At 73.3% G+C, this 13751-nt stretch carries 4 protein-coding genes; all 4 read left to right on the top strand.

Annotated elements, in window-relative coordinates:
- Positions 1 to 3786 (top strand): SDR family NAD(P)-dependent oxidoreductase (locus ACWGI8_RS26285; RefSeq protein WP_453664509.1); only part of this gene is annotated, 3786 nt, incomplete at its 5' end.
- Positions 3787 to 3820: 34 nt separating this feature from the next.
- Entirely contained in the window at positions 3821 to 10234 is a 6414-nt protein-coding gene (locus ACWGI8_RS26280) for a beta-ketoacyl synthase N-terminal-like domain-containing protein (RefSeq protein ID WP_453664507.1), read from the top strand.
- Positions 10227 to 11348 carry a DNA alkylation repair protein gene (locus tag ACWGI8_RS26275; RefSeq protein WP_453664506.1) on the top strand — a complete coding sequence of 374 codons (1122 nt, stop codon included), beginning with the start codon at positions 10227 to 10229 and terminating at the stop codon, positions 11346 to 11348. The genes ACWGI8_RS26280 and ACWGI8_RS26275 overlap by 8 nt, the downstream gene beginning before the upstream one ends.
- Positions 11345 to 13751: SDR family NAD(P)-dependent oxidoreductase (locus ACWGI8_RS26270; protein WP_453664504.1), on the top strand; the 2407-nt coding region annotated here is incomplete at its 3' end. The genes ACWGI8_RS26275 and ACWGI8_RS26270, both read left to right, overlap by 4 nt.

Genomic DNA, 13751 nt, shown 5'->3' with positions numbered 1-13751 from the left:
GCCCTGCATGATCCGGGCGTCACGCCCACCACCTCGCTGTCCTCCGCCGGGCTCGACTCGATGCTCGCGACGGCCATCGCGGCCGGCATCGAGGAGACCCACGGCGTACGGCTGAGCCCCACGGACGTCCTGGACGTGGCGGACTGCCGCGCCCTGGCCGCACGTGTCGCCGAGCAGACCGACCCGCCCGGGAGGACCGCCGCACTCGCCACGCCCACGGTCACCGCCGATCCCACGCCCGACCCGAAGGACATGGCCGTCATCGGCCTCGCCCTCGCCCTGCCCGGCGCCCGGAACCCGGCAGAGTTGTGGTCGCTGCTCACCCGGGGAGGCACGGAGATCAGCCCCGCACCCGCTCACCGCTGGGGGACGTACGCGGAGGGCTCGAAGTCCGACGTAGGCGGCTTCCTCGGCAACGTCGAGGAGTTCGACGCCCGCTTCTTCGACTTCTTCCCCAAGCAGGCCGACGTGCTCGACCCCCAGGCCCGCTGGCTGCTGCGGACGACCTGGGAGGCACTGGAGTCGGCCGGCCTCCCGCCGCGTCAACCGCCGTCGTCCACGGGCGTGTTCGTGGGCGCCAGCTACCAGCACTACCGGGACTACAACATCGCGCCGGAACTGGACGCCCACAGCGGCCTCGGCAACCACAACGCCTTCCTCGCGAACCGGCTCAGCCACTTCCTGGACCTGCACGGTCCGAGCATGACGGTGGACACGCTCTGCTCGTCGTCGCTGGTGGCCCTGCACACGGCGCTGCGCAGCATCAGGAACGGCGAGTGCGAGCAGGCCGTCGTCGCAGGTGTCCGGGTCGCCGTGTCGCCGTTGCACTACGTGGCCATGGCGAATCTGCGGGCTCTGTCACCTTCGGGTGCGTCCCGTGCTTTCGACGCGGCGGCGGACGGGTTCGTGCCGGGTGAGGGTGTGGTGTCGCTGGTGGTGAAGCCGTTGGCGGCGGCCCTGCGTGACGGCGACCGGGTGCGCGGTGTGATCCGGGGGAGCGCGGTCAACCACGGGGGCCGCACGAGCGGGCTGACGGTGCCGAGCGCTCGCGCGCAAGGGGACGTCGTGACCGGGGCTCTGCGGGATGCGGATGTCTCGCCGGAGACGATCGGGCTGCTGGAGGCGCATGGTACGGGGACGAGTCTGGGTGACCCGATCGAGGTGGACGGGCTGACCCGGGCCTGGCGTGGGCATACCGATCGTGCGCAGTTCTGTGCGATCGGGTCCTTGAAGTCGAACATCGGTCATCTGGAGCCGGCCGCGGGTCTGGCGGGTCTGGTGAAGGCTCTGCTGGCGATGGAGCACGGGGTGATTCCGCCGACGCTGCACGTCACCCGTCCCAATGACCACATTCGTTTCGAGGACACTCCGTTCTACCTTGCCGACCGCCTGCGGCCCTGGCCGAGGGGCGGACACCCGCGGCGGGCCGCGATCAGCGCGTTCGGCATGGGCGGCGTCAACGCCCACGTCATCGTCGAGGAGCCACCGGCGGTGCCGGTCCGCGAGGGGGCGGTCCAGGACAGTCATCTGGTGCGGGTGACCGGCGTCGACGACGTCGCCGTACGCGCCCTCGCCACCGCCTACGCCGACCGCTTCGACACGGCACGCGACGACTGGGAGACCGCCGATCTCTGCCACACGGCCAACGTCGGCCGCTCGCCCCTGGAGTTCCAGACGGCCGTGAGCGGTTGCGACGCCGCCGAGCTCGCGACGGCGCTGCGTGCCGTCGCCGCCGGCAGAGTGCCGATCGCCCGCGTCGACAGCGGCCTGACCGCCGAACAGGCCCTGGGGGACACGGCTGCGGCCGGGGAACCGGACCGCCACACCGCCGTCGTCGCCATGGTGAGAGCCGGATACGCGCACGTCGAATGGGCGGCGCTGTCCGCGCCCGGAGCACGGGTCGCGGACCTGCCCACGTATCCGTTCGTTGCGCAGAAGCACTGGCACATGCACGAGGCCGTGGCATCGACCGTCCCCGAGGCAGCCGCAGCCGGAACCGCCGCCACGGCCGGCGGCGCGACGGCAGAAGCAGAAGCCGGGCACCGCCCCGAAGCCCTCCGGGTCGAGTGGCGCTCCGGCGAACTGCCACCTCCTGCACCCCCGTTGCGGCATTCCTCGGTGCGCCTCGTCACCACGGACCCCGCACTGCGGGACGCGCTCACGGCCGCTCTGCGCGACCGGGGCACGGTCGTCGAGGAGACCGGCCTGAGCGCGGACACGGTCGTCGTGGTGGACACCCCCAGACGACAGGCCGCCGAGCCGTACGACCTGAGCGCGTTCTGGTCCGAACTCGGCGCCCTCGTCGAGGCGTTGCCCGCACAGGGGAAGCTGCTCTGGGCGGGACACCATGGCGCGGCCGTGCACGAGGCGGAACGCGGACGGCTTCGTCCGGAGGCCGCCGCCATGGCCATGGCCGTACGGGCGGCCTGCGCGGAGAGCCGGAAGCACTCCGCCGTCGTCGACCTGGACCCGGCAGACCCGGCCGACGTCCGGGCCCGGCACGTCGCCGCCGAGTACGCGGCCCTGCTCCACGGCCCCGACGCCGATCCGGGCACGGACCCGCTCTCCGGCACCGTCGCGGCCTACCGCCACGGCATCAGGTACGTGCCGAAGACGGTCACCGCCCCGCCCGGTCCGTCCTACGAGCCGTCCGGTGACGGCTACTACCTGGTGACCGGCGGACTCGGCGCGGTCGGACAGCAGCTGATCCGTCGGCTCGTCGACCGGGGAGCGCGTCGCATCGGCGTGGTCGGGCGGTCCGTGATCGACGATGCCCACTGCGTACCGCTGCGGGAGCAGTCGAGGCAGGCAGAGGTGAAGTACCTGCCCTGTGACGTCTCCGACGCGTCGGCTCTGGCCGCCGTGACGCGCAAGTTCGGGGCGCGCTGGGGCCGCCTGCTCGGTGTCGTGCACTGCTCCGGCGGAGTCAACCCCTTCGGCGCGATGCACCGCCGGCCCTGGAGCGACGCCGCGAAGGTCATCGCCCCGAAGATCCCCGGCTCGCTGAACGCCGTACGCCTGGCTCAGGAGCAGGGCGCCGACTTCGCGGTCCTGGTGTCCTCGATCGCGGGCACGCAGGCCCGGGCCGGCCGGGGCCTGGTCGACTACAGCCTGGCCAACGCCTACCAACTGGCGTTGGCCGAAAGCGAGAACGGCACCGCCACCACGGTCACCGCGCACGCGTGGCCCAACTGGACGGGCACCGGCATGGAGGCGGACGCGTCCTACTCCGCCGCGCACTCCATCGGCACCGACGAGGCGGCGGACGCGTTCCTCGACCACGTACGGTCGGGCGGCGCGGTCGTCTTCCCCGGCACCGCTCCCACGCCCGAAGAGCCCGGCGCTCCCGCCGTGCCGGCGCGGGTCGCGGCGCAGTCCGGGACGTGCGGCGCGGCCACGGAGATCCGTACCGTGATCTCCCCGCCGACGACCGGCGGACGGGACCACGAGGTGATGCGCGGTCATGTGCGCGACGCCTTCGTGCACGTTCTGGGCGAGGACCCGGGCGACCGCCCGATCCAGGCGCTGGGCCTGGACTCCCTGGTCATCGCCGAGCTGACCACGGCCCTGGAGCAGCGCGGCGGCCTCACCGTCGATCCGTCCCTGCTGATGCGGGCCCGTACGGCCGACGACATCGCGGCCGGTCTCGCCGCGGCCGCTTCGGGCCGGTCCACGGCCCTCGCGGGGGAGGCGTCCCCGGTTCGCTCCGTGGCCTTTGACGACCAGCGCGTCTCGGCCCTGAGCGCCCTGCTGAATCCGCTGCTCACCCGTGACCGGGACCGGTGACGCCATGACGACGGAGCCGAACGAAAGGACCGCTGTGAGCGAGCTCGACAGCCGCATCGCCGTGATCGGCATGGCGCTGCGGCTCCCGGGGGCCGAGGACGTCGTGGACTTCGGGGCGCTGCTGAGGCACGACGGGGTCGAGGTCGACGAGGTCCCTCCGAGCCGCTGGGACCGCAAGCTGTACCTCGGGGACAGCGCCCACCAGGGCACGCATCACCGTGGTGCCTTCCTGCTGGATCCGTTCTCCTTCGACCACGAGGCGTTCGGCATGACCGCCGAGGACGCCGTCCTCCTCGACCCGCAGCAGCGCGTGATGCTCGAGGTCGGTGCCCGGGCCCTGGAGGACTCCGGTTACCTGAGGGCCCGTCGGCGGCTCGACGCGGGCGTGTTCATCGGCGCCCGTATGAACGCGTACGGGTTCGACCACGGGCGGGGCCTGGGCGCCGACGGCACGCGGGGCCCGGCCGGCACCCCGGCACCCGGCCCCACCGACGGGCCGCGGGCCGCCTCCCTGTGGGGACGGTCGCAGAACTTCATGGCGGCCTGGCTGTCCGACCGGTTCGACCTGGCGGGCCCGAGTCTCGTCGTCGACAGCGCGTGCTCGTCCTCCCTTTCGGCCGTCTGGCTGGCCTGCCAGAGTCTGACGGCGGGGGCCTGCGAGCTGGCTGTCGTCGGCGCGGTCGACCTGCTGATCGACCCGCTCACGTTCGTCCTGCTCTCCCGCACCGGAGCCCTGTCCCCGGACGGCCTGTGCCGGACCTTCGACCGCAGGGCCAACGGCTACGTGCCCGGCGAGGGAGCAGTCGCCCTCGTCCTGAAGCCGATGAGGGCGGCACTGGCCGACGGCGACCTGGTCCTCGGCGCCATCGCCGCGACCGCGGTCAACAACGACGGCCGCACCATGGGCGTCACCTCGCCGAACCTGGAAGCCCAGGTCGAACTGCTGGGCAAGGTGTACGAGCGGATCGACCCGGCGACCGTCCAGTACGTCGAGGCCCACGGCACCGGCACAGCCATCGGCGACCCGATCGAAGCGCGGGCACTCACCGAGGTGTTCGGCCGGCTCGGCGTGCCCCGCAACTCCGTGGCGCTCGGCTCCCTCAAGCGCCGCATCGGCCATCTGCACTCGGCGTCGGGCCTGACGGGACTGGCCAAGGTGATCGTCATGCTGCGCGACGGCATCGTCCCGGCGCTCACCGTCGAAGACCCCAACCCCCGCCTCAACCTGGCCGACAGCCCCTTCCACCTCCCCGCCACGCACAGCCACTGGCCCGAGGCGCCCGTGCGGCGGGCCGCGGTGAGCGGATTCGGCTTCGGCGGGACGAACGCGCACGTCGTCGCCGAAGCCGTACCCCCGGCGCCGCGCGAGCGGGGCCGCACCGACGGGCCGTCCCGCGCGGTCCACCTCCTGCCCCTGTCGGCCGACACCCCGTACGCGCTGCGGGAACTGGCCGCGCAGTGGATCGAGTTCCTGCCCACCGTGGCCGGCGACCTCGACGACGTGTGCGCCACCGCGCGCCTGGCGCGTCCGCACCGCTCCGAGCGGGTGGCCGTCTCCGGAGCCGACGCCACGGAGCTGACGTCCGCCCTGCGCGCTTGGCTCCTGCGGAACGACGCTCCCGACTCCGCCGCGCCAGGGGGGCTCGCCGTACGGGTCCGTCCCGAGGCGGACGAGGCACCCCCCGCCTGGCTCGTCGCCCTCGACCGCTCGGTGCCTCCCGTGCACGAGATCACCGGCCTCCTCGAGACGGCGACCGGCGTGCGCCTGGCCGACTTCTCCGGCGAACTGCTGCGCATCAGCGGGGGAGTCGCCCTCACGGTGGCGCTGCGTGACGTGGGGCTGCCGGAAAGTGCGGTGGACCTGCCCCCGGGGTGGGAGGCGGTGCGGGACTTCGCCTGGGGCCGCGTACCGCTCGAAGAGGCGCTGGCCGACGTCCTCCGCCACGACGGCGACCCGGCCCCCGAGCCCGCGCACGAGCCCACTGCCGACGGCGAGCTGTGCGCCCGCCTGGCCCGGGCCCACGACGACCGGGAGGTGGCCGCGGTGCTCGCCGCGATCACCGCCGACCTCTTCCGGGCGGGCCAGGACATCGACTGGGCCGCACACCAACGGGACACGGCGTGGCACAAGCGCCTGCTGCCGTCGGCCCAGCCGCGCGGACGGGCCCTGGACCTGCGCGAGCCCCTGCGCTCGCCCGAACCCGGCGCGCCCGCGGAGCTCGTGCGGGACGAGGGAGCCGCCGGATACGTCTTCGCGCGGGTCTTCGGGCCGGGCGAGGCGCCCGTCGCGCAGCACGCCGTGTACCGCAGGATCATGCTGCCGGGTGTGGCGTGGTTCGAGTTCCTTCGCGAGGGTGCCGCGTTGCGCGGCGAACCCTTCCACGGAGTACGGGACCTGCTGTTCCACCGCCCGCTGATCCCCTCCGGCGCGTGCCGCGTGATGTGCCGCGTCGGTGCGCAGGGGCAGTTCACGGTGGAGGACGACCGGAACGGGGGCCCCTTCGTCACCGGCCGGCTGCTGCGCGAGCCCACCGCCGAGCCGGCCCCCGTACCGGTCGCCTCGCTGCTCGGCTCCTGCGCCCAGGTGCACGCCGGCTCGGGTCTCTACCGGTGGCTGCGGCGGATCGGCTACCACCACGGCCGCTACTACCGGAACATCTCCTGGGTGGCGGGCCTCCCGGACGGCGGCACGCTCGCCCGCATCGAAGGGCGGCGCCAGCGGGAGATGCACGCGCCCGGCGTCCAGCTGTTCCCGGGTCTGCTCGACAGCGTCACCATCGCCGCGATCGCCCCGGACAACCCGGTGTTCGGCGCCGCCGACGCGTCCGCGTTCATTCCGCTCTCGGCCGGCAGGGTGGACGTCCACGGCCCGCTGGACGACGCGGCCTACGTCCGCACGGAGATCGCCTTCTGGAACGAGGAGGCCTGCCGCGTCACGCAGACGGTGACCGACGCGCAGGGCCGGCCGCTGCTGGTCTTCGGCGACATGTCGTCCAAGCGGGTGCCGCTGGAGGCGTTCGGCGGGCAGGGGGCGCCGGCCGAGCGAGCCGCCACGGCACTGCCGCTCGACAGGGCTGCGGCGCATGGCGGGACGGCTGAGGACGCTCCCGGTGACAGGGCGACAACAGCGGCCGCCGTTACGGCAGCAGCCCCTTCCGGTACGCCTGTGGCGACGTCCGGCGGTACGGCTGAGGCGGCCCCCGGTGAGACGGCCGTGACGGCGCCCGGCAGTACGGCCGCGAGTGTCGGTGCCGCCGCGACGGCACCCGGAAACCCGGCTGCGGCACCGCTCACCCGCCCCACCCCCGCGGCGCGAGCCGACCGGCTGCCGGCACCCGGGCGGGTGCTCGCCTGGTTCCTGGAGCTGACGGGCACCTCCGCGGAGGACGCCGACACGGAGTTCCTGTCCGCGGGGTTCGACTCGGTCGGCCTCGTGTCACTGAGCGAGCGGATCTCACAGGAGTTCGGGCTGTCCCTCTACCCGACGGTCTTCTTCGAGTACCCGACGCCCCGCCAGTTCGCCGACTTCGTCCTGACCGAGGCCCCGGACCTGGCCGCCACGCTGGTCCCGTCGCCCCGCCCGGCCGACAAGGCGTCAACGCCCGGTGAACCGCCTGCGGTTGACGAGGTGTCCGTCGCACCCGGAACGCCCGCGGACCCGACCCCGACCCCCCGCCCACCCACCGCGACGTCCGCAGCCCGCCCCGTACCCTCACCCGGCCCTGTACCCGCATCCACGCCCACGCCCGGCACCCCCCGCTCCCGCGACATCGCCGTCGTCGGCGCGGCGGTCCGCCTTCCCACCGCACGCACCCTGACCGACTTCGCGGGCCTCCTCCGCGAAGGGCGGGACACCGTACGCCCGTTGCCCGACGGCCGCTGGAGCCGGGCGCCGCACGGACCCGCTCCGTACGCCTCGTTCCTGGAGGCCGTGGACGAGTTCGACCCGGGCCCGTTCCGGATCTCACCCCGGGAAGCGCCCCTGATCGACCCCCAGGCGAGGATCGTGTACGAGACGATCTGGGAGGCCCTGGAGGACGGGGGACGGGCCGGCGAGCGGGCCGAGGGAAGCCGGACCGGTCTGTGGATCGCGTACAGCCACGACCACTACCACGAGGAGCGGGCGCGCCACGGCGTCCCCGACGGCCGGGGCCTGGGCCTGGAGGCGATGATCGCGAACCGGCTGTCCTACCTGATGGACTGGCACGGCCCGAGCGGACTCGTCAACACCCTCTGCTCCTCCTCGCTGGTGGCCGTGCACACGGCCCTGCAGCACCTGCGCGCCGGCGACATCGACACGGCGGTGATCGGCGCGGTGCACGCCGCCATCAGCCCCGAGTACTTCCGCTCGATGGGCGATCTGATGGCCCTGTCACCGCGGCACCGCTGCCGTGCCTTCGACAGCACCGCCGACGGCTTCGTCCCCGGAGAGGGCGCGGTCGCCGTCGTCCTGCGACGCCACGACGACGCCCGGCGGGACGGCGACCCGATCCGGGGCCTCATCAAGGGCGCGGCCGTGAACCACGGCGGCCGTACGACCCGTTACTCCGCCCCGAGCCCCCGCGCACAACGGGACGTCGTCGCTGCCGCCCTGCGGGATGCGGATGTCTCGCCGGAGACGATCGGGCTGCTGGAGGCGCATGGTACGGGGACGAGTCTGGGTGACCCGATCGAGGTGGACGGGCTGACCCGGGCCTGGCGTGGGCATACCGATCGTGCGCAGTTCTGTGCGATCGGGTCTTTGAAGTCGAACATCGGTCATCTGGAGCCGGCCGCGGGTCTGGCGGGTCTGGTGAAGGCTCTGCTGGCGATGGAGCACGGGGTGATTCCGCCGACGCTGCACGTCACCCGTCCCAATGACCACATTCGTTTCGAGGACACTCCTTTCTACCTTGCCGACCGCCTGCGGCCCTGGCCGAGGGGCGGACACCCGCGGCGGGCCGCGATCAGCGCGTTCGGCATGGGCGGTGTCAACGCCCACGTCATCGTCGAGGAGCCACCGGCGGTGCCCCAGGACACCCCGGACCCGCAGGACAGCCACATCGTGCGGGTCAGCGCGGCGGACGAGGCCACCCTGCGCGACCTGGCCGGTGCCTACGCCGACCACCTGGCCGGTGCCTACGCCGACCACCTGGCCGGCGCCGCCGAGGACCGGCTCGGCGACTTCGCCCGTACCGCCAACACCGCACGGACCGCCCACCGGTACCGCACCGCCGTGCACGGCGCCACCGCCGGCGAACTGGCCGCCCGGCTGGCCGAGGTCGCCTCAGGGACCACCCCGCCGACGCGGCACATCCGAACGGCGACAACCACCGCCTTCCTCTTCACCGGGCAGGGCTCGCAGTACGCGGGTATGGGCCAGGGCCTGAAGGCGACCGAGCCGCACTTCCGCGACGCGCTGCACGAATGCGCCGACCTGCTCACCCCCTGGACCGACGTGCCCCTGCTGGACCTGCTGTACGGCGACGCCCGGCATGTGCTGGACCAGACCCGGTACGCGCAGATCGGCATCGTCAGCGTCCAGGTCGCCCTGGTCGCGTCCCTGCGGGCGGCCGGGGTCCGGCCCGACGTGGTCGCCGGGCACAGCCTGGGCGAACTGACCGCGGCCTGGGCGGCCGGCGTGCTCACCCTGCCCGACCTGCTGCGGCTGACCGCGCTCCGCGGCGAGCTGATGCAGGCCCAGCCCGCCACCGGCACGATGGCCGTCGTCCACACCGACGTCCACTCGCTCACGGCCGAGCTGGAGGCGTACCCCGGCATCGAGATCGCCGCCCACAACGCGCCGCGCGTCCACACCATCAGCGGCCCGGAAGGGGTGATGGCCCGGTTCCGCGAGCAGAGCCCCTCCCGCGTGCAGCCCCTGACGGTCAGCCATGCCTTCCACTCCGCGGTGATGGAACCGGCCCTCGCCCCCTTCGCGGACGCCGTGGCCGCCACCCCGCTCGCGCCGCCCGCGATCCCCTTCGTCAGCACCCTCACCGGCGACTGGCACAGCGACGTCACCGTCACCGATCCCGGGCACTGGGCCCAGGCGATCCGCCGCGCCGTCCGCTTCGGCCAGGCCGTCACCACGCTGGCCGAGACGGGCCCCCACGCCGTGTGGGAGATCGGTCCGCATCCGCAGCTGATCCCGCTCGCCCGCGCCACGCTCGCCGAGGCGCGCTCCGATCTCGACCCCGCGTGGATCACCACGCTCCAGCGGGGCCGCGAGGACCAGCCGCAGTTCCACGCCGCGCTGACGGCCCACCACAACCACACCGGCACGGACCTGAACTGGACCGGTCTCCACCACGGCAAACGCCAGAGCGTCACCACCGTCCCCGGCTACCCCTTCAGGCGCCGCCGGTTCTGGATCACACCCGGCGCGCCCGATGCCCCGGGCCCCGACACCACGACCATCGACAGCACCCACCCGCACGAGACGAAAAGGCCCGAGCACCATGGCTAGCGAATACGGACTGAAGCGACACTTCAACGGCGAGGCCGCGCGCCTCATCGGCGGCAAGGTCCGCGCCGCCCACCCCGAGTTCGACATCGAGGGTTACGCCGCGGAAGTCGAACAGCGCATCCCCGGCAAGGAACTGAAGGACCGCGTCCTCGTCCTGACCGAGGGACTGCGCACCCGGCTCCCCGAGGACTACCCCACCGCCGTGGCCGTGCTCGTGTCGATCCTCGGGGACGAACTCGCCGAGGGCGAGGGCATGTTCAACACCAGCTGGTTCCTCATGCCGGTGGCCAGGTTCGTGGAGGAGTACGGCCGCGACCACCCCGAGGTGTCCCTGGACGCCATCGAGGAGATCACCCGGCGCCACACCGGCGAGTACGCCATCAGGCCCTTCGTCGACGACCACTACGCGATGACGATGAAGCGCGTCGCGGAGTGGGCCCACAGCCCGAGCCACAACGTACGGCGCCTTGCCAGCGAGGGCATCCGCCCGCGCCTGCCCTGGGCCCGCACCCTCGACGTCTTCGTGAAGGACCCGCAGCCCGTCCTGGAGATCCTCGAACCCCTGCGCAGCGACCCCTCGGAGTACGTGCGCAAGTCCGTCGCCAACAACCTCAACGACATCTCCAAGGACACCCCCGACGTCGCGCTCGCCACCGCCCTGCGCTGGCTGGAGGAGAGCCCCACCCCCGAGACGAACTGGATCGTGAAGCACGCCCTGCGCACCCTGGTGAAGAAGGGCGACCAGCAGGCCCTGGCCATCCTCGGGGCGACGGGCGGCGAGCTCGTCCACGTGTCCGGCCTGCGCGTCACCCCCGGGGCGGTGGCCGTCGGGGACACCCTCGTCATCGAGTTCACCGTGGAGAACGCCGACGACCGGGCCCACAGCGTCACCGTCGACTACGTGGTCCACCACGTGCGCAAGAACGGCCGCAGCATCCCCAAGGTCTTCAAGCTGACGATCCTCGAACTCGCCGCCGGCGAACGGCGGGTCGTCCAGAAGATCCACCCCCTCAAGGAGGTACAGACCCGCCGGTACTACGCGGGCGAGCATGCCGTCGACATTCAGGTGAACGGCCTGGTCAAGGCCACCGAGCGGTTCGACCTCCGCACATGAGCGGCGTCCGGATCCACCTCGCCGCCGACGATCCGATGGTCCACGACCACCGGATCGGTGACACGCCCGTCGTCCCGGCCGCCGCCCAGATCGACGCCGTGCTGAGCGCCTGCGACGCCCGACGGCCCGACCGCGTGTGGACGCTGGAGAACGTCACCTTCCGCGCACCGCTGCGGGTGACGGGCCCCGGCGTCGACCTGAGGGTGGTGATGGCCGACGACGGGCAGTGCTCGCTCCGTTCGCTCGACGCCGACGCGGGCGGCGCGCCGGTCGAGCACAGCACGGCGCGCGCTCGCGGGGCGCCCCTGCCGCCGCCCCGCTACGTCGACCTGGCCGGACTGCGGACCGGCTGCACGCAGTCCGTCCCGCTGACGGACGTGGCGGCGTGGCGGCAGGCCAGCGGCATCACGTACGGGCCCGCCTACCGGGCGATCCGTTCCGCGCACCTGGGACCGGACCGCATGCTGGTGGTCCTGCGTGCGGACGACGACCTGCACGGGACCCGGTTCGTGCCGCCGCCCCTGCTCGACAGCGTCTTCCAGGCACTGGGCATGCTCGACGGCGGGGCGGCCGGGGCCTGCCTGCCCTGGTACGTGGGCCGGCTCGTGGCCCGCCGGCGGATCTCCGGCACGGTCCTCGCCCTCGTCGAGCGGGAGGCGACGGCCGGGTCCCGGGGTGGTGCCGTACGAGGGAGGGCCACCGTCTGCAACCAGCAGGGCGAGGTACTGCTCGAACTGGACCGCATCGTGCTCAAGTCACCTGCGGCACAAGCGCCGGCCAGGGCGGCGGGGGAGCAGGGCCGATCCGCGGCGGGTTCGATCGAGACCGTCGTCTGGCGGGAGACCGAGCCGGCCGTCGCCCCACGGGCGTCCGAAGGCGCCCTGCTGCTGGTCTCACCGCAGCGGATACCGGCGCCGGAAGGCCGGTCCGTCGTCCACCTGACGCCGGCGGAGCTGACCCGGGAGCGCCTTGACGACCTTCTCGACGGGACCCCCGTGGGCGCGGTGGTGTACGCCGCGCCGCGCGGCCCGGTGAGCGAGGACCGGGTGAGGGAGGCCCTGCAGGGTGTCTTCACCCTGGTACGGCGGCTCGCGGCACGTCCGCCGATGCCGGATCTGCTGATCGTCACCAGCGGGGCCCACCAGGTGGCGGGGGAGGAGACCGTCGCCCCCTTCATGACCTCCTTGTGGGGGCTCGGCCGCACCGTGCGCCTGGAACACCCCCGCACCACCGTGCGCCTGGTGGACCTGGAAGCCGGCGCCGACCTCACGGCGAGCGCACTGGAGGACGTGCTCGGACACGCCGAGCCGCAACTCGCCCGCCGCGCGGGCAGCTGGTACCGGCCGGCACTGGAACCGAGCGAGCGCGCACCGCAGCCGCCGTCCGGCAGCGGCGCGCAGGCTCCCCGCTTCCGTGACGGACGCTTCCTCATCACCGGAGGCATGGGCGGCATCGGTCTGCGGGTCGCGGAGTTCCTGGCGGCCGAAGGCTGTGCCCATCTGACGCTCGTGGGCCGGACCGTCCCGGACGCTGGGGAGGCGCGGGCGCGGCTCGACCGGCTCGGTGCCCGCTGCGACCTGGACACCGTGGCCGCGGACGTCCGTTCCCTGCCGAAGGTGCTCGACGGTGCCGAACGCTACGACGGCGTGTTCCACGCCGCCGGCGTGCTGCGGGACGGCCTGGCCCGCAACCTGACGCCGGACCAGGTCGAGGACGTCCTCGGCCCCAAGATCGGCGGGGTGCACGCGATCGCCGACCTGATCGCCGGGAGCGGCCCACCGGACTTCGTCGCCCTCTTCTCGTCCGTGGCCTCCGTGCACGCCAATCTCGGGCAGAGCGCCTACGCCACGGCGAACGCCTACCTGGACGGCTACGCCGCCCGCAGGCGCGCCGACAAAGAGCCCTGGTTCAGCCTCGGCTGGGGGCTGTGGAGCGTCGGCATGGGCAAGGACATCGCCCCGAAGGCCGCCGCGCACGGCGTCCCGGTCCTCACGGCGGACAGCGGTGTCGCCCTGCTGCGCACCGTCCTCGGCCGCCCTCCCGCGCACTACGTCCTGTCCGCCGCCGCCAACGCGAAGGAAGAACCGATGACCGCTGTGACACCGGAACGCGGGCTGTGGCCGTCGCTGACCACGGCTCTGAAGAAGGTCCTGCACGTCGACGACGTGGCGCCCGAGGACGATCTGCTGGAACTGGGCCTCGACTCGATGATGGCGGTCGAGCTGTCCGCGTCCCTGTCCGCCGACGGCTTCGAGGTCGACCCGATGGTCTTCTTCGAGCACAGCACGGTCGGCGCCCTGGCCGGCCACCTCGAACCGTCGGCCCGTACGACCGCGGCGGCCCAGGCCCCGGCGACCGTGGCCACCGCGCCGGTCGAGGCCCCGGTGCCCCCGGCCCCGGTAC

It is taken from the genome of Streptomyces sp. NPDC054841 (genome assembly GCF_053611045.1).
The sequence above is the reverse complement of the archived record's forward strand: the minus strand, read 5'-3'. Positions and strand labels throughout refer to the sequence as shown.

What these genes read in the sequence shown, in the direction of transcription:
- ACWGI8_RS26275 (WP_453664506.1), top strand. Translation starts at nt 10,227, where the DNA reads ATGGCTAGCGAATACGGACTGAAGCGACACTTCAACGGCGAGGCCGCG.